Origin of the sequence: Corallococcus macrosporus DSM 14697 (assembly GCF_002305895.1) — a bacterium.
Taxonomy (GTDB): Bacteria; Myxococcota; Myxococcia; order Myxococcales; family Myxococcaceae; genus Myxococcus; species Myxococcus macrosporus.
The window spans coordinates 215,749-241,267 of sequence record NZ_CP022203.1 but is presented as its reverse complement, the minus strand read 5'-3'; the positions used below and the strand labels follow the sequence as shown (position 1 = coordinate 241,267).

20 protein-coding genes are annotated in these 25,519 nt (G+C 72.1%); 15 read left to right on the top strand and 5 right to left on the bottom strand.

Going from position 1 to position 25,519, the window contains the following annotated elements; genetic code table 11:
* The first annotated feature begins 8 nt into the window (after positions 1–8).
* The gene (locus tag MYMAC_RS01030) at positions 9–1,112 is read left to right on the top strand and encodes a hypothetical protein (RefSeq protein ID WP_095956696.1); all 1,104 of its coding nucleotides are present in this window, start codon (positions 9–11) and stop codon (positions 1,110–1,112) included.
* Between the two features lie 8 nt (positions 1,113–1,120).
* Here MYMAC_RS01030 and MYMAC_RS01025 read toward each other — a convergent pair whose 3' ends face one another.
* Positions 1,121–1,372 carry a hypothetical protein gene (locus tag MYMAC_RS01025; RefSeq protein ID WP_013936638.1) on the bottom strand — a complete coding sequence of 84 codons (252 nt, stop codon included), beginning with the start codon at positions 1,370–1,372 and terminating at the stop codon, positions 1,121–1,123.
* 377 nt (positions 1,373–1,749) lie between these two features.
* Between MYMAC_RS01025 and MYMAC_RS01020 the strand changes: the two genes are divergently transcribed.
* The 5 genes from MYMAC_RS01020 (at position 1,750) to MYMAC_RS01000 (ending at position 7,087) form a co-directional block, all read left to right on the top strand.
* Entirely contained in the window at positions 1,750–2,571 is an 822-nt protein-coding gene (locus tag MYMAC_RS01020; protein WP_013936639.1) for a sterol desaturase family protein, read from the top strand.
* A gap of 141 nt (positions 2,572–2,712) precedes the next feature.
* Positions 2,713–3,108: a BlaI/MecI/CopY family transcriptional regulator gene (locus MYMAC_RS01015; protein WP_013936640.1), complete on the top strand. Its 396-nt coding sequence runs from the start codon at positions 2,713–2,715 to the stop codon at positions 3,106–3,108.
* Positions 3,105–5,459: a M56 family metallopeptidase gene (locus MYMAC_RS01010; protein WP_095956695.1), complete on the top strand. Its 2,355-nt coding sequence runs from the start codon at positions 3,105–3,107 to the stop codon at positions 5,457–5,459. The genes MYMAC_RS01015 and MYMAC_RS01010 overlap by 4 nt, the downstream gene beginning before the upstream one ends.
* A 93-nt stretch (positions 5,460–5,552) precedes the next feature.
* Positions 5,553–6,530, top strand: a complete 978-nt coding sequence (locus MYMAC_RS01005; RefSeq protein ID WP_095956694.1) for a 4-hydroxy-3-methylbut-2-enyl diphosphate reductase — start codon at positions 5,553–5,555, stop codon at positions 6,528–6,530.
* A gap of 116 nt (positions 6,531–6,646) precedes the next feature.
* Positions 6,647–7,087: a fibril protein gene (locus MYMAC_RS01000; RefSeq protein WP_238539941.1), complete on the top strand. Its 441-nt coding sequence runs from the start codon at positions 6,647–6,649 to the stop codon at positions 7,085–7,087.
* A gap of 13 nt (positions 7,088–7,100) precedes the next feature.
* Here the strand turns inward: MYMAC_RS01000 and MYMAC_RS00995 are convergent, their stop codons facing one another.
* On the bottom strand, positions 7,101–8,792 hold the full coding sequence (locus tag MYMAC_RS00995) for a DUF885 domain-containing protein (RefSeq protein WP_013936644.1): 1,692 nt from the start codon (positions 8,790–8,792) through the stop codon (positions 7,101–7,103).
* 377 nt (positions 8,793–9,169) lie between these two features.
* Between MYMAC_RS00995 and MYMAC_RS00990 the strand changes: the two genes are divergently transcribed.
* The 7 genes from MYMAC_RS00990 (at position 9,170) to MYMAC_RS00960 (ending at position 18,885) form a co-directional block, all read left to right on the top strand.
* Complete coding sequence (locus MYMAC_RS00990) at positions 9,170–10,651, top strand: ELWxxDGT repeat protein (RefSeq protein WP_239989260.1); 1,482 nt, start codon at positions 9,170–9,172, stop codon at positions 10,649–10,651.
* A 376-nt stretch (positions 10,652–11,027) separates the two neighbouring features.
* Positions 11,028–13,730 carry a DUF748 domain-containing protein gene (locus MYMAC_RS00985; protein ID WP_095956691.1) on the top strand — a complete coding sequence of 901 codons (2,703 nt, stop codon included), beginning with the start codon at positions 11,028–11,030 and terminating at the stop codon, positions 13,728–13,730.
* A 103-nt stretch (positions 13,731–13,833) separates the two neighbouring features.
* The gene (locus MYMAC_RS00980; RefSeq protein ID WP_095956690.1) at positions 13,834–15,105 is read left to right on the top strand and encodes an NAD(P)/FAD-dependent oxidoreductase; all 1,272 of its coding nucleotides are present in this window, start codon (positions 13,834–13,836) and stop codon (positions 15,103–15,105) included.
* Positions 15,106–15,148: 43 nt separating this feature from the next.
* Entirely contained in the window at positions 15,149–16,447 is a 1,299-nt protein-coding gene (locus MYMAC_RS00975; RefSeq protein WP_095956689.1) for a sigma-54 interaction domain-containing protein, read from the top strand.
* Between the two features lie 230 nt (positions 16,448–16,677).
* A complete protein-coding gene (locus tag MYMAC_RS00970; protein ID WP_095956688.1) occupies positions 16,678–17,382 on the top strand; it encodes an MBL fold metallo-hydrolase in 705 nt (234 codons plus the stop codon).
* A gap of 7 nt (positions 17,383–17,389) precedes the next feature.
* Positions 17,390–18,001: a rhodanese-like domain-containing protein gene (locus MYMAC_RS00965; protein ID WP_095956687.1), complete on the top strand. Its 612-nt coding sequence runs from the start codon at positions 17,390–17,392 to the stop codon at positions 17,999–18,001.
* Complete coding sequence (locus MYMAC_RS00960; RefSeq protein ID WP_204817717.1) at positions 18,001–18,885, top strand: sulfite exporter TauE/SafE family protein; 885 nt, start codon at positions 18,001–18,003, stop codon at positions 18,883–18,885. Before MYMAC_RS00965 ends, MYMAC_RS00960 begins: the two co-directional genes overlap by 1 nt.
* A gap of 7 nt (positions 18,886–18,892) precedes the next feature.
* Here the strand turns inward: MYMAC_RS00960 and MYMAC_RS00955 are convergent, their stop codons facing one another.
* Complete coding sequence (locus tag MYMAC_RS00955; RefSeq protein ID WP_095956685.1) at positions 18,893–20,437, bottom strand: PAS domain-containing sensor histidine kinase; 1,545 nt, start codon at positions 20,435–20,437, stop codon at positions 18,893–18,895.
* 153 nt (positions 20,438–20,590) lie between these two features.
* On the opposite strand from MYMAC_RS00955, the gene MYMAC_RS00950 reads away from it, so the two are divergent.
* Positions 20,591–21,022 (top strand): hypothetical protein, encoded by a 432-nt coding sequence (locus tag MYMAC_RS00950; protein WP_095956684.1) that lies wholly within the window; start codon positions 20,591–20,593, stop codon positions 21,020–21,022.
* A 6-nt stretch (positions 21,023–21,028) separates the two neighbouring features.
* Here MYMAC_RS00950 and MYMAC_RS00945 read toward each other — a convergent pair whose 3' ends face one another.
* Positions 21,029–21,790, bottom strand: coding sequence for a hypothetical protein (locus tag MYMAC_RS00945; protein ID WP_239989259.1), 762 nt, complete (start codon positions 21,788–21,790; stop codon positions 21,029–21,031).
* Positions 21,791–21,877: 87 nt separating this feature from the next.
* Between MYMAC_RS00945 and MYMAC_RS00940 the strand changes: the two genes are divergently transcribed.
* Positions 21,878–23,533 (top strand): formate--tetrahydrofolate ligase, encoded by a 1,656-nt coding sequence (locus MYMAC_RS00940; protein ID WP_095956682.1) that lies wholly within the window; start codon positions 21,878–21,880, stop codon positions 23,531–23,533.
* Positions 23,534–23,593: 60 nt separating this feature from the next.
* On the opposite strand, the gene MYMAC_RS38255 is transcribed toward MYMAC_RS00940, so the two are convergent.
* Entirely contained in the window at positions 23,594–25,189 is a 1,596-nt protein-coding gene (locus MYMAC_RS38255) for a methyl-accepting chemotaxis protein (RefSeq protein ID WP_095956681.1), read from the bottom strand.
* Positions 25,190–25,519 lie beyond the last annotated feature (330 nt).

The following is a 25,519-nucleotide window of genomic DNA, read 5'->3' as shown; positions in this document are numbered from 1 at the left end:
GTGAACCCATGGCCCTCTCCGTGCAGTACTTCCACCGCGAGGAGTTCGAGTCCCGCACGCTTCGCGCGCTGGGAGGCGCCGCCTGCATGGGCCTGGTCGCGGGGGCCCTCCCGGACCTGCACCTGACGCCGGAGTACCTCGCCGTGGTGGCCGCGGCGCAGGCGTGCGTGAAGCCCACGGGGGTGCACCCCCTGGCGCTGCGCATGGCGCTGGTGGTGTTGCCCGCCCTGCCCTACTTCTTCCGGGCCCCGGAGCCGCTGCCCCTGAGCCTCGCGGGCGCGCTCGCCGCCGCGCTGGTGGCCTGGCTGGGCCATGGGCGCGAGCAGCCGGGCCCGCCCGCCGCGGTGGCCACCAGCGCCGCCGCCGCGGGCGTGTTCGTCCCGCTGGGCCTCTACGTCCAGCAGGTGCTGGAGGCGCGCTTCCTGGAGGGCACCGGCCTGCTGTCCGCGCTGGTGGGCTTCCTCGTCGTGGGCCTCTTCTGGAGCATCGGCACGCTGCCGGCCAACCTGCGCGTGGAGCTGGACGCGGTGGAGGCGCGGGGCCGTCAGCTGGAGGACACGTTCAAGGGTGAATCCCAGACGCTGGCCGCGAGGGCGCTGGCGCTCTACCGCCAGTGCAAGGCGGTGGTGAAGAAGATGCCGCCCAGCGCCGGGCGCGCGGAGCTGCTGGGCGTGCTGGAGAAGATGACGGGCGACAGCTTCTCGCTGGCGGAGGCCCACTTCGGGCTGGAGGCGCAGCTCGGCTCGGTGGTGGCCAACGACGTGGACGCCCAGGTGCGTGAGCTGCGGGAGCGCGCCGCCGCCACGCAGGACCCGGTGGCCCGGCGGCAGTTGGAGCTGGCCGCGTCCTCGCTGGGCGAGGAGCTCAACCACCTGGACGTGCTGAACCGCCGCAAGGAGCGCCTGCTCGCCCAGTTGCACGCGCAGGTGGCGCTGCTGGAGCGGGCCCGGGTGTCCTTCATTGGCGCGCAGGGCAGCGAGCTGGGAGCCAAGGGCGCGCAGGCCGCCGACCTGGCGCGCAAGCTGAAACAACTGGGGGAGCCGGCCTCCAGCGCGGCGCCGGAGGACCTCGCCCCGGTGGCCGCGCCCCACCCCACGCGTGTCACCCCCTGAACGAAGCGCTACTTCCGCGAAGGCCGGCTGGCGCGCTTGCGGCGCGGCGCGGGCTTCCGGCTGACCGGCGGCGCGTGGAGTTGATCCGCGATGCGCTGCTCGATGGCCTCGCGGGTGCCGCGGGCCTGGACCAGCGCCGCCTCGATTTCCTCCCGCACGCGCGCCGCCTGCTCCTCCGCCGTGGCCCGGTACTCCGACACCGTGCGGCGCAGCGCGATGCTGCCCCGGTCCGGCGCTGCGCTCCGTTCACTCGTGCGCACTGTCCTGGACGTGGGTGACTTTGACCTGCGCCTGCGTACCTTCGCCCTGGGTGCCTGCTGCCCTTCGTGCTCCGCCATCCGCGCCTCCCGGAAAGTCATCCTGGCTTCCAGGAAAGTGGGCTGCTGTCGGACCTGAAGGAAGCCCGTGCCTGGGCTGGCTCCTGGGCGGGCGGGCGAGGTGCCGTCTGTTCATTCAACAGGCTTGCTTCTCGCCTGCTCCAGAAAAACGCTAGGGCGCCTCCCACCGAATGCGGCAATTTCAGGCGCCGCTGGTACTGACAGCACCGCCGTATGCCCCAGGGCCGGTGGGCACGGCGCGCACCCACCTTCCGTTTCGCCTGCCTCCGCGGGGGGCAGCGACCTCCCGCGAGGATACCGTGGCAGCCAGCGCACCCTTTTCGTTCCTGAAGAACCGCAAGCACAACCTGGACCGGATGACGCTGGGCGACCTGGTCTACTCGTTCTTCACCTACTACGCGGTGGTGGCCTACATCACCGTGGGCCTCATCAGCCTGGCCCTGGCGGTGAAGTGGTTCGAGCACCCGCTGCGCATGCTGCTGGCCATGCTCGCCGCCAGCGTGGCGTTCCCCTTCGGCTGGTACCTGGTGCACAAGCACATCCTGCACAGCCGCTTCCTCTACAAGTCACCGCTCACCGCGGCGACGTGGAAGCGCATCCACTTCGACCACCACCAGGACCCGCATGACTTGCGCGTGCTCTTCGGCGCGCTGGCCAACGTGCTGCCCACCGTGGGCGGCGTGATTGCGCCCATCGGCTATCTGATTGGCGGCAAGGCGGGCGCGGCCGCCGCGCTGGGCTGGGCCATGGTGATTACGTGCTTCTACGAGTTCTGCCATTGCATCCAGCACCTCAACTACACGCCCAAGTCCCGGTTCCTGAAGGACATCAAGCGGCTGCACCTGTCGCACCACTTCCACAACGAGCAGGGCAACTACGGCATCACCAACTACTTCTGGGACCGCCTCTTCGGGACCTTCTACGAGAAGTCCGGTGACAGGCCCAAGAGCCCCACCGTCTTCAACCTGGGCTACACCGCCGAGGAGGCCCAGCGCTACCCCTGGGTGGACCGCCTCTCCGGCGGCACCCGCGGTGACGGCCACCCGCGCCGCTTCTGGGAGAACCCCGCCCAGGCCGCCGCCCCAGCCACGCCCGAGCCCGCCCAGCGCCAGGAGGGCTGACGGCCCGCCGCCCGCCTGGAGCCCCCTCCCTCACCCAGAGGCAGGGGGCTTTTGACGGGCCGCATCTACGAAGGGCTTCGTTGACATCTACGAATGCGTTCGTAATATAGGCCTGGGCAATCGAGTCACTGAGGGAGCGTCATGAGCGAGACGAAGCTGCCGCGCCCCACGGATGGGGAGCTGGCCATCCTGCGGGTCCTCTGGGCGCGTGGCGACAGCACGGTGCGCGAGGTGCACGCGGCACTCACCCGCGACGAGCCGGAGGGCACCGGGTACACGACGGTGCTGAAGCTGATGCAAATCATGACGGAGAAGGGGCTGGTGGAGCGCGACGAGTCCCAGCGCGCGCACGTCTACCGCGCCCGGGCCACGGAGCAGCGCACCCAGCGGCAGTTGGTGACGGACCTGGTGGACCGCGCCTTCGGTGGCTCTCCGGCGCGGCTGGCGATGCAGGCGCTGTCGTCGAAGAAGACGCGTCCCGAGGAGCTGGCGGAGCTGCGCCGGCTGCTGGACACGCTGGAAGGAGGCGAGGAATGAGCCGGCTGCTGATGGAGTCGCTGGGGTGGGCCCTGCTGCACTCGCTCTGGCAGGGCACGCTGGTGGCGCTGCTGCTGGCGGCGGCGCTCCTCACGGTGGGGCGGCGCGCGGCGCACGCGCGTTACGCGCTGGCCTGTGGGGCGCTGGTGCTGGCGCTCGCGCTGCCGGTGGCCTCGGGGTGGAAGCACTTCCAGAGCGAGCCCGCGCGCACGCCCGCGGCGGCGCTGGAGACCACCGCCATGCCGCGCCCGCGGATGCTGGCGCTCACCTTTGGCCCGCGGCACCTGGAGGTGAACGTGGCGCCGGCGGCGCGTCCTGCCTGGGTCATGGCCCCTGGCGCGGCGCCGGCGGCGTGGATTGACGCGGACCGGGCCGAGGACGGCATGGCGGACGGCTTCGAGAGCACGATGCTCACGGGGCTGGGCTCGCTCCTGGTGGCGGCGGGGCTGCTGGCGCAGCGCGCGCTCTCCCAGGTGGAGGCGCACCTGCACTGGCTGGTGCTGGCCTGGGTGGCCGGCGTGGCCCTGTGCTCGGGGCGGATGGCGGCGGAGTGGATGAAGCTGCGCCGGCTCGCGGACCGCGCCGTGCCCGCGCCTGACGCCTGGCAGGAGCGGCTGGACACCCTGGCCGCTCGGCTGGGCCTGCGCCGCGCGGTGCGGCTGCTCCAGACGTATGACGTGGACGTGCCCGCCGCGGTGGGCTGGCTGTCGCCCGTGGTGCTGCTGCCCGTGTCCACCCTTTCCGGCCTGCCCGCGCGGCAACTGGAGATGGTGCTGGCCCATGAGCTGGCCCACATCCGCCGCCATGACTTCGCGGTGAACCTGGCGCAGGTGCTGGTGGAGACGCTGCTCTTCTTCCACCCCGCCGTCCGCTGGATTTCCCACGTCATCCGCGTGGAGCGGGAGCACTGCTGTGACGACGTCGCGGTGGCCGCCAGCGGGAACTCCGTCTCCTACGCCCGGGCGCTCACGGCGCTCGAGGCCCTCCGCGTGTTCCCAAGCACGACGAGCCCCGCGATGTCCGCGCTGGGTGGCTCGCTGCCGGAGCGGGTACGGCGGCTCATCTCGATGCCCACGTCGCGCTGCGCCTCGCGCTGGGCGGCGGGCGCCTCCGTGCTCACCCTGGTCAGCAGCCTCGCCGTGGCCGCGCCGCTGACGTCGCTCATGCTGGGACAGTTGAGCGACTCGGCGCAGCCGGAGGACGAGGCCGTGCGGCACCTCCCGGTCCCGCCGCTGACGTTGCTCCTTCAGGGACAGCCGGACGAGGAAGTCGTGCACCACCCCGTCCCGCCCATCCCGGCGCTCCAGATGCCCCACGGCCTCCCCGTGCCCGGTCGCGCCGCGCCAGTGCCGCCGCCGCCCATGGCACCGCCCGCGCCCATGGCACCGCCCGCGCCCCCAGCGCCCGCCGCGCTCCCTGCGTTCCCCGCGCCCGCCGCGTTCCCCGCGCCCGCCGCGCTCCCTGCGTTCCCCGCGCCCGCCGCGCCCGCCGCACTCCCTGCGCCCCCAGCGCTCCCAGCGCTCCCGGTCAGTGTCGCGGCCGTGGCGGCTCAGGCCGCGCCTGTCCCCGCCCCGGCTCCCGCGCCCTCGCCGCGGGGCCTGGGCTCGCGTGCCCAGCGTGAGCGGGACCAGCAGACGCGCGTCGGCGCTGGCCAGTCGCTCTCCGTGGACCAGCTCATCGCGCTGAAGACGGCGGGCATCACGCCGGAGCGCGTGCAGCAGCTCACGGCCATGGGCTACGCGCCGACGGTGTCCAACCTCGTGACGATGAGCCACGCGGGCGTCACCCCTGGCTACGTCCAGGAGATGAACACGCGCTTCGGCCGGAAGCTGGAGGCGGAGGAGCTGACGCGCATGAAGCACCTGGGCGTCACCCCGGAGTACATCCAGTCGCTCAAGGCCGCGGGCTTCAACGTCGATGACCCCAAGGCCCTGGCCCACGTGCGCGCCGTCGGCGTGGATGGGGACTTCATCCGCGGCCTCAAGGATGCCGGCTACACGGACGTGTCGCTGGAGGAGCTCGCCCGCCTGCGCGCGGTGGGGGTGAGCCCCGAGTACATCCGCGAGCTGAACAAGCACGGCCTGTCCAAGATGAAGGTCCAGGAGCTGACGCGGCTGCGCGCCGTGGGCGTCTCCGGCGGCTGGCTCGCCGGCATGCGCGCGGCGGGCGTGCGGACGACGGATGTGTCCGCCCTCCAGCGCCTCCGCGCCACGGGCGTGGACCCCGGCTTCATCCGCGAGCTGCACGACGCGGGCATGAAGGACCTCTCCGTCGACGAGCTGGTGCGGCTGCGCACCGGCGGCGTGGACGCCGACGTCATCCGGAAGCTGCGCGGCAACGGCGCGAAGTAGGCCGCGCGTCCCCCTCCCCTCCACTGTCTCCCACACGGCCGCGTCCCACCGGACGCGCGCCGCACGGGAGACGTCCATCCGAAGGAGCCCACCATGCGTCCCGTGTCGTCACGTCTGTCCCTCGTGGCCTTGTTGCTGCTGGCCACCTCCGCCGCCGCGGCCTCCTCGGCGTTCGAACCTCGCGGCACCTGGTCCGCCTCGTCCCGGGACGCGGAGCCGCGCACCCTGAACCTCCAGCTCCGCCAGGGGCCGCGCCGCAACATGGGCTTCACCGAGCCCCTGGCCTCCTTCCAGGGCCTGTCCACGGCGAACGGCGCAACCACCTTCACCCTGCCGCGAGAGGCCGGCACCTTCCGCTTCGAGGGCCAGTTCCAGGACGGCGAGGGCGCGGGACACTTCCGCTTCGACGCCAGCAGCGCCTTCCTCAAGACGCTGGCCACGCTGGGCTACTCGGACATCACCCCGGAGGCGCAGTTCCAGATGGCGGCGACCCACGTCACCTCTGCTCGCATCAAGGGCCTGGCCGCGCTGGGCTACAAGCAGCTCAGCACGGACGAACTCCTCCAGTCGGGCATCTTCGACGTGACGCCCGAGTACGCCCGCGAGCTGGCCGACGCGGGCTACGCGAACCTGACGTTCCAGCAGCTCGTCGAGGGCCGCATCCACCGCGTCACGCCCCAGCGCGTGAAGGAGCTGGCCAGCGTCGGCTTCACCAGGCTGCCCTGGCAGAAGCTGACGGCCATGGGCATCCACGGCGTCACGCCCGACTTCGTGAAGGCGCTGCGCGGCCTGGGCTTCCAGGGCACGGACGCGGACGACGTCATCGCCTTCCGCATCCACGGCGTCACGCCCGACTTCGTGAAGCAGCTGCGTGAGCTGGGCCTCAAGGACCTCACGCAGGAGCAGGCCGTGGCCTTCCGCATCCACGGCGTCACCCCGGACTTCGTGAAGCAGATGCGCGAGGCGGGCTACCCCAACGTCACGCCGGACGAGCTGGTGTCCCTGCGCATCCACGGCATCGACCGCGTCTTCATCCGCGAAATGTCGGGCGGGGCGACGAAGCAGCCGTGACGTCCGGCCCGGGCAACGTCTGGCGGTGAACGGCCGTCCCCGCTACCGGGATGCACCCGCCCCCACCCGTCCCCATCTTCCCCGTGGGACGGTGGTGGTGTGGGGAGGGTGGGGGAATGACGCTGCTTCGAGCTGCTTGCGCCGGGATGGTGTTCCTGGCGGCGTGTGCATCAACCAACAAGTCCGCGGTGCCCGAGCCCCGCGCCTCGGCGTCCACGGCGCCGCGAGTGGAAGTGGTGGAGTACGGCTTCCACCCGAAGGACCCGGTCCGCGTCGGCTGGGGCGACCGGGGCATGATGGCCTTCCTGGAGCTGCTGCGAGGGCCCCAGGGCCAGCGCATCGCCTGGCGCCGCGTGGGGCCCTGCTGCGGCGCGGGCGTGCCCACCGAGCTGGAGGTCTTCGAGGTGACGTACGACGGACTCGCCGCGCCGGTGAGCCTCTACCTGGACCCGAACACCGCGGGCGCGGTGCACGCGCCCAACGGCTTCAACCTCCAGGGGCTCGCCTCCCGGCCAGAAGTGGAACAGGAGGAGACGCCCCGGGTCATCGAGCTGTAGCCGCGGCGCCCGCTCACTCCAGCGACGGCGCGGTGTCGCCCGGCAGGAAGACCTCCCGCGCGAGCGACACCGGCAGCCCGAGCTGGAGGAGCCGGTCGTGGAAGTCCTTCAGCACCCACGTCTTGCCGCGCGCCTCCAGGTGGCGGCGGTAGTCGTCGCGCAGCTTGAAAATCTGCATCCGCCCCACGGCGTAATACAGGTACGTCGGGTCCAGCGTCCCGCGCTCCACCTCGCGCAGCGCGGGGAAGGGCTCGAAGTACGCAATCTCCGCGTAGCGCTTCGCCACCGCCTCCAAAGGCTCGCCGTACACGTGCAGCGCCAGCGCCGCGTACCAGCGCGCGTGCCGCTGGAGCGCGCGGCGGAGCTGCCCCAGCCGCACCACCGGGTCGCCGTCGCCCAGGCCCTCATCCACCATCATCTGCTCGGAGTAGTGCGCCCAGCCCTCCACCAGCGACGCGGGCGTGAAGACCTTGCGCACGTCAGTGGGAATCCGCGCGCCGTAGAGCAACTGCACGAAGTGGCCGGGCATGGCCTCGTGGACGGTGATGCCCAGCAGGCCCGCGCGGTTGAAGTACGTCAGGTGCTGCGCCTTCTGCTCGGGCGTCCAGCCGGGCTCCACGTTGGTGATGTTGTAGAAGGCCTCGGTGGCCTTCGTCTCGAAGGGGCCGGGCGTGTCCATGGACGCGAAGCCCAGCCGCGCATAGGGCGGCGTCTCCCGCACCACGGGCAGCCGGTCCGACGGCAGCGTGAGGATGTCCCGCTCGCGCACGAAGCGCTGGAGCGCCACGAGCTGCGCCCGCGCCGAGGCCACCAGCTCCTCCGCCTTCGGGTGGTCCTTCACCAGCGCGGCCATCACCTGCTCGGGCGTCTTCGTCGGGTCCACCCGCGCGGCCTCGCGCGCCACCCAGGCCTTGTAGTCGCGGATGGCGCGCTCGTTGATGTCGCGCAGCGCGTCCGCGCCCAGCGCCACGTGCTCCTCCAGCGCCAGCTTCTTCTCGAAGCGCTCGCGGCCCAGGCGGAAGTCGCCGTCCGCCTTGGGCAGCAGCTCCCGCTCCAGCCACACCGCGAAGGCCTCCATCTGCCGGGCGGCCTCCTCGCGCGCGGCGGTGAAGGCGGCGCGCTCGCTCAGCGGCACCTTCGCGTAGCCCTGCGCGTCCAGGGCCCGCGGCAAATCCGTGCGCAGATAGGCCACGGTGCCTTTCGCGTCGCGCACGGCGTACTCCGCCCACAGCCTCGGCACGCCGCTCAGGTTGAACTGGGCCGCGTCGAGCACGCCGGGGATGCGCGCCATCCGGGAGCGCATGGCGCGCATGCGGTCGGCCACGGGGGCGAACTCGCGCGACGACAGGCCGTCCAGCCCGCTGGCGATGAGGCCCACGTAGAAGCCCGGGTTGCGCTCCCAGGGACGCACCTCCTCCAGCTCCAGCAGGTCGGCGCGCATCGCGTTCTCCAGCACGCGCACGTCCACGGCGGCGTCGCCCGACAGGCCCGCGCGGTCCACCTGCTCCAGGCGCGTCAGCCAGCCGCGCAGCGCCTCGCCCTTGCGCTTCAGCGCGCCGGACGACACGTCCGGCAGGTGGGCGTCATGCATGTGGTAGCCGAGCCGCGTGGCCCGCGTGGGGTTCGCGGCCGCGTACCAGTCCAGGTACTCGCGGACCAGGACGGCGTAGTTGGCATCCGCGGCGGAGGCTGAAGCGGTGGGCATGACCGGGGACGACTCCGGCCCGGGCCCCGGGCGCGAGGCGCAAGCGGAGACACAGGCCAACAGGATGACTGCGGAGCGGATACGCATGGCGCGTCGAGTCTCGTGCTGGGCCCGCGGTTCGGAAAGCGGGAAGCGCGTTCTGGCGGATGCTCCGTCGAACAGCGAGCGTCCCGGGTGTCGCCTGGGCGTCCCCGGCCTCGTACGCCGAGGCGCCCCGGGCGGAGGACTGTCACGCAATGACAGCCCTGGGCCGACTCGGGGACGGGTTGGGTTTCGTCACATCCCGGCCAGATTGCGCGACCGCGGCACCCCACCGCAGCCAGCCACCGGAACACGGAGTGAGAATGCGTCTTCGCGCACAGAGCCTTCCTTTGCTGTTGTCCGCCGTCTCAGGCATCGCCACCCTCGGATGCGGCATCGAAGCCCCCTACCCGGTTCGCCTGGAGCACGGGGAGGCGGAAGCCGCCGCCAGCCGTGAAGACGCCGCGCGCCCGGACGCGCCCTACGGCTGGGAGCTGTGCGACACCACCGCCCGGCTCGTGCGCGACATCGTCCCGGGCGCGGGGCACTCCGACCCCCTGGACCTCACCCACGGCAACGACGTCCTCCTCTTCTCCGCCTCGGATGGCGTGTGGGGCCGCGAGCCCTGGATGAGCTCGGGGGTGATGTCGAACACGCGCCCGCTGCTGGACCTTCACTCGGGCGGCCAGGGGTCGGACGCGGGCCCCTTCCTCCAAGGCGGGGCGACGACGTACTTCGCCGCGAGGAACAGCGTGCATGGCCGTGAGCTGTGGAAGACGGACGGCACCCTCGAGGGCACGGTGCTGGTGCGGGACATCGCGCCGGGGCCGTTGGGCTCGGACCCGGACCACCTGACCTTCTTCGACGGCATCCTGTACTTCACGGCGAACGACGGCGTGAATGGCCGCGAGCTGTGGCGCAGCGACGGCACGGAGGAGGGCACCTACCTGCTGCGTGACTTCAGCACCGAGGGCGACCAGGTCTCCAACCACTTCGAGCTGGTGGCGGGGTCGAACGCGCTCTTCGTGCAGGTGAATGTCTACGCGCCTTCGAGCAGCAGCATGAGCCGGGTGCAGCTCTACCGGACCAACGGCACCCACTTCGTCCGGCTGGCGGACGGACCGGAGGACAACACGCTGGATGACCTGACGCCGGTGGGGGACAAGCTGTTCTTCACCTGGAACCTCGACGCGCCGGAGACGCGGCTCTACGTCACCAGCGGCACGTCCGGCTGGGCGCGCTTCGTGTACACGTTCACCGGGACGCCGTCGGGCCTGACCGGGTACAAGGGCAGGCTCTACCTGAGCGCGGCGAACGGCGTGGCGGGGCAGGACTTCGAGCTGTGGCGCAGCGATGGGACGACGTCGGGCACCGTGCGGGTGAAGGACATCTACCCGGGCGTGGTGCCGTCGCGGCCGGAGAACCTGACGGTGGTGAAGGACCGGCTCTTCTTCACCGCGGATGACGGGGTGCACGGCCGCGAGCTGTGGAGCAGCGACGGGACGGGCGCGGGGACGCAGCTCCACGCCGACCTCGCCGTGGGCGCGGCAAGCTCGGAGCCCGCGGAGCTGACGGCGGTGGAGGAGTTCCTCTTCTTCAGCGCCCACACGGAGGCGGGCGGCCGCGAGGCCTGGGTGAGCGACGTCCGGGAGACGGGCGCGTTCGAGGTGCAGGGCATCGCGCCGGGGGCCATGCACTCCGACCCGAGCCACTTCGTGCGCTCGGGCTGGGACCTCTACTTCGTCGCCAGCGACAGCGCCGACTACGGCCGCGAGCTGCGCGCGCTGCGCATGCGGCCGGCCGGCATGTGCAACCCGGGCGGCAACGGCGGGCGCTGAGCACCCGGCGCCTGCTCGCCCCCGGCGCGGCCAGCCCCCAGGGGCCAGCCGGGACGGCGTTGGCCCCCTTCCCCTCCTGGCCGCGCGTGGCCACATCGAAGAACAGTCGAGTGGCTGGGGGCGCCAGGAGCCGGCTGGCGCCCCCATTTTTCGTGCCCCCGGAGCAGCCGACCGTCCCCCCAAATGTACGCCTCCGTGCATTTCCTCCCGCCCGCAGCGTCCTCTTCGGCAGAACTGACATTCTGCTGTCCCGCTGCGGGCCAGCGCGGCTGACGCGTGCGGACGGGCCAGGGCTGGGCTAAGCGTCTGCCTGCTCCCCGGGTCCCGCACACCAGGCCGGCGCCTGCGGCCCGCTCGCTGGAGGAGGTTTCAAGCGATGTCCGACACCGTGGTGAAGAAGAAGCGCCGTTGGCCCTACGTCCTCGGAGGAGTCTTCGCGCTCCTCGTCATCATCGTGGCCGTGGCCCTCTGGCGGCTGGACGCCATCCTGCTGAAGACGGCCCGCGACCAGGCCGCCACCTATTCCCAGCTCCTGGGCCGTCCCATTGAAATCGGGGACATCTCCACCAAGCTGTTCCCCACCATCGGCGCCCAGGTGGAGAACGTCACCGTGGGCCCCGCCGAGGGTGAGGACCTGCCGCTGGCCCAACTGGCCTTGATTGACGTCCGCGTCGCCGCGGGCCCGCTCCTGTCCTCCAGCGGCAAGGACATCCAGGTGAAGAACGCCGAGGTCTCCGGCCTCACCGTCAACCTGGTCCGCTTCCCCGACGGCACCACCAACGTGCAGCGCCTGCTCCAGCGGCTGGAGGAGCAGCAGCCCAAGGAAGAGGAGGCCCCGGCGGAAGAGTCCCAGCCCCTGGACCTCTCCGGCGTCCACGTGGAGCGCGCGGCCCTCACCGACGGCGCCATCCGCTTCGTGGACCGCGGCGAGGGACAGCAGGGCCGCGAGCTGGGCGTGAAGGACCTGGACATCGAGGTGAAGGACCTGCGCGTGGGCAAGCCGCTGGTGGTCAACCTGGCCGCCGCCGTGCTCGCGGACACGCAGAACCTCCAGGTGTCCCTGCACGCCGCGCCGCTGCCGGCCACCCTCATCCCCACGCCCGAGCGCGTGACGCTGAAGGCGCAGAAAATCGACCTCGCGCCCCTGGGCCCCTTCCTCCCGCCGGACATCGGCCTGAAGGCGGGCACGCTGGACGCGGACTGGCAGGCGGACCTGGGCGGCGCCGTCCCCGGCGGCCAGGGCCCCACGAAGCTGGTGGGCATCATCAAGGCCCTGGGCCTGAGCTTCACCGGCTCCGAGGGCGGCAAGGCGCTGGACGTGGTGGTGGACACCGACATCGCGGGTGACGTCACCTCGGGCGACCTGGCCCTCAACAAGCTGAAGGTGGACCTGGGCCCCGCGAGCCTCACCGGCAAGGGCAGCGTGAAGGGCCTGCTCACCGACAAGCCCGCGGTGGAGGGCTTCGAGCTGACGGGGCGCAACCTGGACCCCGCCGTGCTCGCCGGGTACTACCCGCCGCTGCGCAAGCAGCTCAACGGGATGATTGCCGGCCCCATCGGCCTGGACGTGCGCGGCAGCGGCACGCAGGACGCGCAGGCCCTGGACGTCAACGTGGACCTGACGCCGGTGCGGCTGCGCGTGCCGGCCCAGCTCACCAAGGACGCGGGCGGCGCCATGAAGCTCTCCGCGCGCGTCTCCGGCGCGGCGGCCAGCGGCGGCTCCCTGCGCTTCGACGCGAAGGCGGACCTGGCCGGCGTCGACCTGCGGCCCGGCCTGCTGGTGGACAAGGCGCCGGGACAGCGGATGGACCTGAGCGCCGCGGGCACCTACGCGCCCGGCAAGGGCTCCGGGATGAAGGTGGACGTCTCCAAGCTCACCGCGAACATCCTCGAGGACACGATGACGGGCACCGCGTCCTTCGCGCTCGCGGGCTCGGGGAAGCAGCAGACCACGACGTTCTCCGCGAACCTCAAGAGCCAGAAGCTGGACGCGGACGCGCTGATGATGAGCGAGGAAGAGGTCCAGGCGCGCGGAGGCCCCCCGCCGGAGGAGCCGCCGTCGGACGACCCCACGCGCTTCAACGGCTACCGCGGTGACATCCGCTTCGCGGTGGGCACGCTGCGCTACCTGGACATCGACATGTCCAACGTGACGGGCGTGGTGAAGATGACCGACGACCTCATCGCGGTGGAGCAGTTCTCCACGGGCGTCTACGGCGGGCGCATCGTCGCGGACGGCACCACCATCCGCCTGGGGCCCCTGCCGGAGCAGCGCCCCTTCGAGGCCAAGGTGAAGATGGAGGGCGTGGCGGTGGAGGAGGCGCTGACACAGTTCACCCCGCAGAAGGCCGTGACGGGCAAGTTCAACGGCAACGTGGACGTGAAGGGCGTGGGCTACACGCCCGACAAGCTCAAGCAGACGCTGCTCGGGGGCATCAACGGCGACCTGCTGGACGGTGAGCTGCTGGGCAAGGACCTGGTGGCGGCGGTGTCCGAGCCGCTCGCCAAGGCGCTGCCCATCGCGGCCAAGGGCCTGAAGAACGAGCAGGTGACGAAGCTGGGCGGAGATTTGCCCTTCAGCGTGCAAATCAAGGACGGCGTGGCGCAGCTCTCCAAGCCGCTGACGTGGACGCGGCCGGAGGCGGAGCTGAGCTTCGACGGCGGCATCCGGCTGGATGGCTCGCTGGATTTGACGGGCCAGGTGTCGCTGACGCCGTCCACGGTGAAGACGCTGACGCTGGGCAAGGTGACGCCGCCGGCCGCCATCCCCGTGGGCCTGAAGCTGACGGGCCCTGCGTGGAAGCCGGAGGTCACCAGCCTGGACGTGAAGCCGGCGGTGACGCAAATCGCGAAGCTGGCGGCCTCGTCGCTGGCGGGCAGCCTGATTGGCGGCGAGCGCGGCCAGCAGGTGCAGGGCCTCATCGAAGGCGGCGAGGACAAGCTTCGCGCCGAGGCAGAGGCCAAACGCAAGGAGTTGGAGGCCAAGGCCGCCGAGGAGAAGGCGCGCCTGGAGGCCGAGGCCAAGAAGCGCGCCGAAGAGGAAGCGAAGAAGCGCCTGCGCGGCCTCTTCGGGAAGTAGGGATGTTCACCTCGTCACCCGGGGTCTGCCCCCGGGGACGAGTGTGGCGCGCGCCCCGCTAGGGCTTCCTGCACGTTTCACGTGTCACAAGGGAGCGCGCGACATGCAAACGAGCGAGGACCTCGGCCGCGAAGGTTCAGAGACGCCGTCCAGCCCGGCGGTGACGCCGGTGCGTGAACACCACCGGGTCCTCATCATCGGTGGCGGCACGGCCGGAATCGCGGTGGCCGCCCGGCTGGCCCGCGCCGGACAGAAGGGCGTCGCCGTCCTCGAGCCCTCCCAGCACCACTACTACCAGCCCCTGTGGACGCTGGTGGGCGCTGGAGAGGCCCGCATCGAGGACACCGTGCGCAACGAGGCGCGCCTCATCCCTCGCGGCGTGAAGTGGGTGCGCGACGCCGCCACCGAAATCGACCCGGAGGCCCGGGAGGTCCGCACCCGCGGCGGCCTGCGGCTGGGCTATGACTTCCTCGTCGTCGCCCCGGGCATCCAGCTCGACTGGGACAAGGTGACGGGCCTCCGCGAGGCCCTGAAGACGCCGCACGTCAGCAGCAACTACGACGTCCAGCTCGCGCCCAAGACGTGGCGGATGCTCCAGGGCTTCAAGGGTGGCACCGCGCTCTTCACCCACCCCGCCACGCCCGTGAAGTGCGCCGGGGCTCCGCAGAAAATCATGTACCTGGCCGCGGACCACTTCCGCCGCACCGGCGTGCTGGAGCGCACCAGCGTCGTCTTCGGCTCCGGCGGGAAGGCCCTCTTCGGCGTGAAGCCCTTCGCCGCCGTGCTGGAGGGCGTGGCGCAGCGCTACGGCATCACCCCCCGCTTCCAGCACGACCTCGTCGCGGTGGACGGCGAGCGGCGCGAGGCCACCTTCGAGCGCCCGCGCGACGGCCAGCCGGAGCGCATCACCCTGTCCTATGACGTGATGCACGTCACCCCGCCCCAGAGCGCGCCGGACTTCATCAAGCGCAGCCCCCTCTCCTGGAAGGAGGGACCGAACGCCGGCTGGGTGAAGGCGGACAAGTACACGCTCCAGCACCCGGACCATCCCAACGTCTTCGCGCTGGGCGACGCGTCAGACCTGCCCACCAGCCGCACGGGCGCCGCCGTGCGCAAGCAGGCGCCGGTGCTGGTGGCCAACCTCCTCGCAGCCATGAAGGACCAGCCGCTGCCCGCGCGCTATGACGGCTACGCGTCCTGTCCCCTCACCACCGGCTACGGACGGCTGCTGCTCGCCGAGTTCGACTACGACGGCAAGCCCGCGCCCACCCTCCCCTTCATCGACACCTTCCAGGAGCGGAGCGACCTGTGGCTGCTGAAGAAGTACGGGCTGCCGCTCTTCTATTGGGCGTTCATGATGCGGGGCCTCGCCTGAGGCGCCGGGAGCCGGGCTATACAAGGCCCTCACGGCCCTGACGATGCCCGCCTCTCGCGCCCCCTCCCACCTCGTCCTCCCCGCCCTGGAGGCCCTCGCCGGGCCCGTCCTCCTCGTGGATGACGCGCGGAAGGTGGCCGCGCTCACGCCCGCGCTCGAAGCCCTGCTCGGGGGCACGCTCCGCGCCGGGACGCCGCTGGCGCAGGTCCTGGTCCCCCGTGAAGGCCCAGGGCCCCTGGACGGCCTGCTGAAGGACGGGCGTGAAACCTCCGCCCACCTGCGCGTGGGTGGACGCGTGAAGGCCGTGCGCGTGCGCGCGGTGCCCCTGGCGCGCGGGCCCCGGGCGTCCGGGTGGGCCCTGCTCGTCACGCCGGACGCCCTGGGCGAGGCGGCCAGCCGCGCCGAGCTGTTCCACGGGCTGTGGACCCAGGCGCCCGAGCTCCAGCGCGTCTTCCGCATCGTCGAGAAGGTGGCCCGCACCGAGTCCAGCGTCCTGGTGCGCGGCGAGTCCGGCACCGGCAAGGAGCACATCGCGCACGCGCTGCACGCCCTGTCGGCGCGGGCGCGCGGCCCGTTCCGCGCCATCAACTGCGCGGCGCTGCCGCCCAACCTGCTGGAGAGCGAGCTGTTCGGCCACGTGCGCGGCGCCTTCACCGGCGCGGTGCGCGACAGCCCGGGGCACTTCCGGCTCGCGGACAAGGGCTCGCTGTTCCTCGACGAGGTGGCGGAGATGCCCCCGGACCTCCAGGCGAAGATGCTGCGCGTGCTGGAGACGCGCACCGTCATCCCCGTGGGAGGCCGTCAGCCCGTGCCCGTGGACGTGCGCATCATCGCCGCCACGCACCGGGCGCTGCGGCGCGAGGTGGAGGCGGGCCGCTTCCGCGCGGACCTGATGTACCGCCTGCGCGTGGTGCCCCTCTTCCTGCCCACGCTGCGTGAGCGCCGGGCCGACATCCTCCCGCTGGCCATGCGGTTCCTGGACGAACTGCGCCAGCGAGGCACCCGCCGCGTGGAGCGCTTCTCGCCCGGCGCCCGCCGGCGGCTGGAGGAGCACCCCTGGCCCGGCAACGTGCGCGAGCTGCGCAACGCCATGGAGTACGCCTACGTCATCGGCGAGGGGCCGGTGGTCCACGAGGCCGACCTGCCGCCGGAGTTCTCCGAGCCGCGCCCCGCCACGCCCGAGGCGCCGCCGTCCCGGGACGGCTCGCTGGAGCCAGCGCGGGTCCGCGAAGCGCTCGCCCAGGCGGGCGGAAACCGCTCGGAGGCCGCGCGCCGGCTGGGCGTCAGCCGCGTGACGCTGTGGCGGCGCCTGCGCGACCTGGGCCTGCCGCCGGAGCGATGAGCCGCGCTCCAGGGCTGGATGCAGCGCGAGGCGCCCGCCCCCCCGGCGCTGTTTCAGCCGGTGTTTCACGAGCGTTCATCTGAAACACCCAGGCCGTCGGACCGGAGGGCCGGCACCAAGGCGCCGCCGGCCTGCGCCCCCTCGATACGAGGCGCCCTCCCCGGGAGACAGGCCCCTTGGCACGTCCATGGCAATGACGGCCTCGCCCCCATCCCACGCGGAGGCGGACGATGCTCTTCCGACAGCTCTTCGACGCGGAGACCTCGACGTACACGTACCTGCTGGCCGACGCGGCCACGGGCGCCGCGGCGCTCATCGACCCGGTGCTGGAGCAGGTGGAGCGCGACCTGAAGCTCCTCCGCGAGCGGGGGCTCACGCTGTCCGTGGTGCTGGAGACCCACGTCCACGCCGACCACGTCACCGGCGCGGGGGTGCTCCGCGAACGCACGGGCGCCGCCGTGGTGGCCTCCCCCCGGGGGGCGCCGTGCGTGGACCGGATGGTCCGCCACGGCGACCTCGTGCGCGTGGGCGGCCTCGAACTCCACGTCCTCGAAACGCCCGGCCACACCGACGACAGCCTGAGCTTCCTGTGTGACGGCCGCCTCTTCACGGGTGACGCGCTGCTCATCCGGGGCACCGGGCGGACGGACTTCCAGAACGGCGACCCGGGGCAGCTCTACGACGCCATCACCCGCGTCCTCTTCCGCCTCCCCGAGGACACGGAGGTGTACCCCGGCCACGACTACGCCGGGCACACCGTGTCCACGGTGGGCGAGGAGAAGCGGCACAACCCCCGGCTGGCGGGGCGCTCGCGCGAGGACTTCATCTTCTTGATGCAGGGCCTCCGGTTGCCACCGCCCCGGAAGCTGGACGTCGCCGTCCCCGCCAACCGGGCCTGCGGACACCCGCTGCTCCCGCGCTCCCTCCAGGTCTGACCCCGTCATGCATCCGCTCTTCGACCGCGCCACGCCGCATCCTTCCGGCTACCGGGAGGTGGACGCGGGACTGCTCGCGGCCCACCTGCCCTCCTCGCTCACGGTCCTCGACGTGCGGGAGCCCGACGAGCTCGACGGCATCCTGGGTCACATCGCGGGCATCCGGCACGCACCGCTGGCCACGGTGAGGGACGCCGTCGGCGCCTGGCCTCGTGACACGGACCTGGTGCTGGTGTGCCGCTCCGGCGCGCGCTCGTCGAGCGCCGCCACGGCCCTGGCCGCGCTGGGCTTCAGCCGGGTGATGAACCTGCAGGGCGGAATGCTCGCGTGGAACACCGCGAGGCTGCCCGTCGTGCGCACCGCGCCCCACCCCTTGCCGACCTTGAGCCTGGTACAGGACGGCTTGATGGACGGCCTCCACCTCGCCCTGACACCACCGCCCCATGAAGGCCCCACGCTGCCGCCCATGACGAACCCCTCTCGCGAAGCACTCACCGCCGTGCTCGACGCGCTCCAGGCGGCGCGACCTCCAGGCGTCCGCGACATCGCCGCCTTTGAACGACTGCTGCGCATGTGCCGGGACCAGCTCGCCGTGGCTCGCCTGGAAAGCGGGTCGTGATGCTGTACGCGGGCATCGCCGGTTCCCTGCTCGTGGGTGTGCTGCTGAGCCTGCTCGGAGGCGGCGGCTCCATCCTCACCGTGCCGCTGCTCGTGTACGTCCTGGACGTCGAGCCGCGGACCGCCATCGCCATGTCCCTGGTGGTGGTGGGCGTCACCAGCGCCAGCGGGGCGCTCCTCCACGCGCGCGAGGGCCGTGTCCAATGGCGCACCGCGCTCGTGTTCGGCGCGGGTGGCATGGGCGGCGCCTTCATCGGAGGCCAGCTCAACCCCTACCTCGCGCCGGACACGCTGCTGCTCCTGTTCGCGTGCGTCATGGTGGCCGCCGCCGTGGCCATGCTGCGCCGCCGCGAAGCCGAGCCCCCCGCCGGCGGCGGCGCCGCGCTCCCCATCCCACGCGTGCTCGCGCAGGGCGCCGGGGTGGGCGTGCTGTCGGGGCTGGTGGGCGCGGGAGGCGGCTTCCTCATCGTCCCCGCGCTGACGCTGGCGGGCCTGTCCACGCCGGCCGCCGCCGCCACGTCGCTGGTGGTCATCTCACTCCAGTGCGCCGCGGGGCTCGTGGGGCACTTGAGCCACCTCGAGCTGCCCTGGGTGCTCACCGGCGAGATTCTCCTGGCCGCGATGGCGGGCAGCTTCCTGGGAGGAAAGCTGGCGGGGCACGTGCCGCCCGCGACGCTGCGCAAGGGCTTCGCCCTCTTCGTGCTGACCACCGCCGCCTTGCTCCTGAGCGCGCAAGCGCCCGCGCCGCTGCGGGAGCGAGTCCACGCCGCGGACCCGTGGCTGGTGAGCACGCTCTTCCTGGCCATGGCCATCCCCGCGACGGCGTGGTGGCGCCTGCGCGTGGCGCGCCAACAGCAGGACGCCGCGCGGGTCCTCCCCCGGTGAGGCGCCGTCACGCGGACGCCAGCGGCACCGTGAAGTGGAAGGTGGAGCCGATGCCCAGCTCGCTCTCCACCCACAAGCGGCCCCCGTGCCGCTCCACGATGTCCCGGCAGATGTAGAGCCCCAGCCCCAGGCCCCCGAAGCCGGAGATGGGCGCGTTGCGCGCGCGGAAGTAGCGCTCGAAGAGGCGCGCCTGCTGGTCCTTCGGGATGCCCATGCCGTCGTCCGCGACGGAGACGCGGACGTGGCTGTCCACCTGCTCCACCCGGACGCGGACCCGTCCCCCGCTGGGGCTGTATTTGAAGGCGTTCTCCATCAGGTTCACCAACACCTGCGCGAGCCGGTCCGCGTCGCCCAGGACGACCAGGGACGCCTCCGGCGCCTCGTATTCCACCTGGTGGTGCGCGCTGGACAGGCGCATCTCGGAGATGACGTCGTGGGCCAGCGCCTGGAGGGGGATGGGCCCGTGCTTCAGCGTCAGCCGCCCCTCCTGGATGCGCGAGGTGTCCAGCAAGTCATTCACGAGGCCCGTGAGGCGGCCCACCTGCGTCAGCGACTTGTCGACGTGCCGGGCGGAGCCGCCGTCCCCCCGCGGCGCCTGGTGCCGCAGCATCTGGAGATGGAGCTTCAGCGGCGTGAGCGGCGTCTTCAGCTCGTGCGCGGCGATGGACAGGAAGTCATCCCGCACGCGGATGGCCTCCCGGGCCTCGTTCAGCAGCCGTTCGCGCTCGGCGTCGGCCCGCCGCTCCGCCGTCACCTCGCGGTAGCTCCACACGCGGCCGATGATGGCGCCGCCCAACCGCTGCGGCAGCGACTTGCGCTCCAGGATGCGCCCGTCCAGCAGCTCCACCGTCTCCACGTCCACCGTCTCGGAGGGCTCGAAGCGCTCCCGGATGCGCGAGGTGAACCACTCCGGGTGCTTCACGTCGCTCGCCGCGCGCGCCAGCACCCGCTCCGCGTCGCGGTCCACCATCATCTCCTCCGTCAGCCCCCACATGTCGAGGAAGCGCTTGTTGAAGGCCGTGACGCGCTTGTGCAGGTCCACCACGATGACGCCTTCCGCAATCGAGTCGAAGGTGGCGCGCAGCACCGAGTTCATGTGCGCCAGCGTCTCCGGCGCGTGCCGCGTCACGCCGCCCTCGGCGCCGTGCGTCGCCACCGGGTCGGGGATTTGGAGGCGCGCGCAGGCGCCCAGCATGCGCCCCTGCTCGTCGAACACGGGCAGGACGAAGGCCTTGAGTCCCTGCTCCTCGTGGACACCCGCCTTGCCGTGGAGCGCCGGCCGCATCGCCCGCGCGAGCCACGGCAGCCGGGCGAGCACCTCCTCCAGCGGACGACCTTCGTAGGGCTCGCCATGCGGGCCGGTGGCGTGGGTCAGCGCCTCGTCCATCCAGGCCACGCGCCCCTGCGCGTCGACGATGAGGGCCGCCTGGAGCCCCCGGCCCAGGCGCAGCAGCGCCGGAGCGAAGACGGGCTCGCTCGGGTGAGGGGCCTCGGCGGCCCCCGGCGCGCCCCATCCGCTCCGTTCTTGCTCGTGGATGTGAGCCTTCGACATAGGCGCTCCTCGGCACCGCTGGCGGGACAGGTCCGGCGCAAAGATGCGGCGCCCGACAAGGGCGTGAAAGGGGCCACCCTGCTCGGCCGCCACCGGCGGAGGGGCTCCGACTCCGACGCCGCCCGCCGTTCGAAAGCAGTAGGCTCCGCCGCCATGACGACCTCACGCCTCGCGATGCTCTTCCTGATGCCCGTGTTGGCCACGGGCTGCGCCTCCACCGCCAGCGCCACCCGGCCGCCCGAGCCCGCCGAGGAGAAGCCGGCGCCCCACGGCGAGCCGCCGCCCCGCGAGGATGGCGCTGCCCTGGGCTATGGCTACAGCAGCGAGGACCCCATCCACGTGGGAGGCGGTGTCAACGGGGAGCACGAATACCTGGAGCACCTGCGGGGACCGCAGGGGCAGAAGGTCCGCTATGAGCGGCGGGGGAGCTGCTGCTTCTTCGAGTCGCCGGACTCGCCCTTCGGCAGCGGCCTGCTCGACGTGTACGACGTCACCTATGACGGCCTGGAGGCGCCGGTGACGCTGTACCTCAACATGTATGAGCGCAAGGACCCGCGCGCCCCCGAGGGCTTCCGCCTGGACTGACGCGGGCTATGAACAATCGGCGGTGAGCGGACCGGCGACCAGCGGGCCCGACATCCATTCCGACGCGGGCTCGGGCACGTCGCCCTCCGGCACCAGCACGAGCTCGTAGAAGAAGGACTTGCCCTGGTTGAAGAAGGTCTCGCGGACCTGCAGCCTCCAGGACTGAGCCGGCGCCTTCTCCGGGGTGATTTTCACGCCCGCACCGGAGCGCGTCCACTTCGCCGGGGTGCTGTCCCCCGTGTCGGGCCGCGTCTCCACGACGCGCTCGTCCCCCACCAGGGTGACGTGCACGGGCACCTGGGCTGGCTGCACGTACAGCCAATCCGACGTGGTGCCCACGCCGATGAGTCCGTCCACCGCGCCCTTCTCCTCCGCGAGGACGGACACCGCCGTGCGCCACTTCTTGTACTCGTCGAGCGCCTTGAGGGCCTTCAGGCCCTTCTGGTCCTCGTCAATCTTCGGGAGGATGGCGGCGCGGTTGGCCTTCACGGCCTCCGACAGGTCCGCCAGCGCCAGGTACACCCAGTTGCTACCGAAGTCGCAGGCGTCGTCCACGTCCCGCTTGTGCTCGAGCAGGGTGGTGGTCCGCGCCCGGTTGAGCCGTGCGTAGGGATTGGCGGGGTCCTTCTTCAAGGCCTTCTCGAAGAGGCCATGCGCCTTGCGGATGTCTCCCTTTTCGTAGGCCTTGAAGCCCTGGACGTTGGCGTCTGGCGCGGCGGCCAGGACGGGGCTGGCACCGCCGAGGCAGAGCAGCAGGACTCCAGACACGCGAGCGAAAGTCTTCACGGCCGTGAAGGCTAACATGCGGGCGTCTGCGCCGTTGACCGCCGCCAGGTTCACGCGGAGATTCCCGGCATGACGCTGAGAGCCATGACCGACGTGGGCGCCGAGCTGGGCCTGTCTCCCGAGGACGTGCTGCCGTGGGGAACCCACCGGGCCAAGGTGTCGCTGGACGCGCTGGGCAGACGCGGCGGCCGGCAGGGGCGGCTGGTGCTGGTGTCCGCCATCAACCCCACGCCGCCGGGCGAGGGCAAGACGACCATGTCCGTGTCGCTGGCCATGGGCCTGCGCAAGCGCGGGCGCCGGGCGGTGGCGGCCCTGCGGGAGCCGTCGCTGGGGCCCGTCTTCGGCGTGAAGGGCGGCGGCACCGGCGGCGGGCAGGCCAGCCTGGAGCCCGCGGCGGACATCAACCTGCACTTCACCGGGGACCTGCACGCCATCACCAGCGCCAACAACCTGCTGTCCGCGCTGGTGGACAACGCCGTCTTCTACGGGCAGCCGGTGGCCCTGGACGCCACGCGCGTGCGCTGGCGGCGCGCCATGGACATGAACGACCGCTTCCTGCGCAACGTCATCGTCGGCCTGGGCGGCAAGGCGCAGGGCGTGCCGCGCGAGGACCACTTCGACATCACCGCCGCCAGCGAGGTCATGGCCATCCTCGCGCTCGCGGAGGGCCTGAAGGACCTGGAGGCGCGGCTGGGCCGCGTCATCATCGGACACACCCGGGACGGCCAGCCGGTGCGCGCCCGGGACGTGGACGCGGCGGCGGCCATGGTGGCGCTGCTCAAGGACGCGCTGATGCCCAACCTGGCCCAGACGCGCGAGGGCGGCCCGGCGCTGGTGCACGCGGGGCCCTTCGCCAACATCGCCCACGGGTGCAGCTCCGTGCTGGGCACGCGCATGGGGCTGGCCTATGCGGACGAGGTCATCACGGAGGCGGGCTTCGGCTTCGACCTGGGCGCGGAGAAGTTCCTGGACATCAAGTGCCGCGGCGCCGGGCTGTGGCCCCGGGGCGTGGTGCTGGTGGTGACGCTGCGCGCGCTGAAGCACCACGGCGGCGCCGCCCCCGCGCGCGTGGCCGAGCCGGACCGCGAGGCCCTGGTGCGCGGCTTCGCCCACCTGGAGAAGCACCTGGAGTCGGTGGCCGCCTTCGGCCTGCCGGCGGTGCTGTGCGTCAACCGCTTCCCGCAGGACACCGAGGCGGAGCTGGAGGAGCTGCGCGCCTTCGGCAGGGCGCGCGGCGTGGAGCTGGCGGTGTGTGACGGCTACTCGCGGGGCGGTGACGGCTCGCTGGAGCTGGCCGACCGCGTGCTGGAGATGCTGGACGGCACGGACGCCGCGCCGCCCCAGCCGCGCTTCCTCTACGACGTGGCGCAGTCGCCCGAGGAGAAGGTGGCCGCCATCGCCCGCACCGTGTACGGCGCGGACGACGTGGCCTTCACCTCGAACGCGAAGAAGGACCTGGAGGCCATCCGCGAGCTGGGCGGCGCGGGCCTGCCGGTGTGCATGGCGAAGACGCACCTGTCGCTGTCGGATGACCCCACGAAGCCGGGGCGGCCGCGCGGCTTCACGCTCACCGTGAGAGAGGTGCGCCTGTCCGCGGGCGCGGGCTTCATGGTGGCGCTCACCGGCGACCTCCTCACCATGCCCGGCCTGCCGCGAGAGCCGGCCGCCCGGCGCGTCACCGTCCACGACGACGGGCGCGTCACCGGGCTGATGCAGGGGGAGTGAGCCGGACGCGGGCCGGGGTGCCACCCGGGACGGTGGCACCCGCGCGGCCCGGCGACGGCTTCAGACGCGGAAGCCGGTGGACAGCGCCTCGAGCTGTCCCAGTGACGTGTTGATTTGCGTCACCGCCTGCTCGGCCGTCATGGTGGCCGTCACCACGTCCGCCATCATGGCGGACAGCGAGGTCATCACCTCGGTCATCTGCGCGATGCCCGCGTTCTGCTGGGTGACGGAGGCCACGATCTGGCGCGCGGCCTGGCTGCTCTCCTGCACCACGGTGGTGATTTCCTTCAGCGTGTTGGCCGAGGCGAGCACCTGCTCGATGCCCTCCTCCATCTTCTCGCTGTCGCCCTCGGCGATGCCCACCGTCTGGCGGATGGCCTGGTTGATTTCGAGGAGAATCTTCCCGATGCGCTGGGTGCTCTGCAGCGACTGGCCGCTGAGTGAACGCATCTCCCGCGCCACCACCGCGAAGCCCCGGCCCTGCTCCCCGGCGCGCGCCGCCTCGATGGCCGCGTTGAGCGCGAGCACGTTGGACTGGTCCGCCAAATCCTTCACGCTGCCGATGATTTCCCCGGCGTGCACCGCCTGGTCGCTCAGGTGCCCGATGCTGCCCACCAGCGCGCCCACGCGCTGACGAATCTGCTGGAGGCCCTCGGCGCTCTTCTCGATGGACTCCTGGCCGGAGACGCTGAACGCGTCCGCCTGCCCGGCGACGCGGAGCACCATCTCCGCGCGGCTGGCGGCCATGCTGGACGTCTGCGCGATTTCGGCGATGGTGGTGCTGGCCTCGGTGAGGCTGCGGGACTGGTTGGTGAGGAAGTTCACCTGCTCCTGGCTGGCCTGCGTCAGCGTCTTCGCCGCCGTCGTGAGGTCCGTCACCACCGCCTGGATGGTGGTGGGCACGTTGCGCAGCCGCGTCACCATGACCTGGAAGCCGCGCGCCAGCTCGCCCACCTCGTCGTGGGCGCTCACGTCGAGCTCCTGCGTCAGGTCGCCCTTCTCCGCGATGCGCGTGGCCACGTGGGTCAGCTTCGCCAGCGGCAGCGTCACCTCGCGGTGCAGCCAGATGGCCAGCCCCACCGTCAGCGCGATGCACAGCAGCACCAGCCCGCTCACGGCCCAGATGCTGGCGCTGTGCAGCCCGGCCACCTCCTCGTAGGAGCGGCCAATGGCCTGGGCGTCCTCGTCCACGGCCTTCTGGAGCGCCTCGCGCAGCGCGGCCGCCTGGGCCTCCACCGCCGCGAACGTGGCCTCCGCCCGCGCGTCCCCCGCCACCGCGAAGGCCAGCGCCTGTTCTGCGGCCGTCCAGTACGCGGTCAGCGCCGCCTTGAGCGCGTCCGTCCGCTCGGTGTTCGCCCCGGGCACTCCCCGCGCGAGGTCGAGCTTCGCCTGGAGCTCGCTCACCTCCGCGCGCACCGGCTCCAGCCCTCCCGCCAGCTTCCCCGTCACCGCCGCCGCCACGTTGCGGTGCAGGCCCGGGTAGCGGTGCATCACCTCGCGGCTCAGCTCGATGGTGGGCACGTGCGAGCTGCTGATGCGCGCGTACACGCCACCGGAGCGCGCCCCCAGGGTGAAGAACGCCACCAGGATGGCCACCAGGAACAGCGCGACGACCGCTGGCAGCAACATCATCTTCTGCTTGAGCTTCAGACGCACCCGCTGGCCTCCCCGCTACCCTGAGCCCCCTTCAACGTCCGCGCATCCACACCGCGCGCCGCGGCCTGAATCCGGCTGTTGAAGAGCCGCCCCGTTTTCCGGGGCACGCTGCGCCAGCACATGTCGCCATCCTTCCGTGGACTCCTGAGGGAGCCGCACATTGGTGCGTCGTAGGATAGCCAACTGTTCCCGGGCTGGTAACTCTCACGCCCCGTCCCATCCGCGCGGACACGGGGAGGCGTACCCAAGGGGTGTGAGCCGACCCCACCCCGGGAAAACATTCCGTTTGCCCTGCTTTCACCGTGCTCTCCGGGCAGGGAGGCGGGCCAT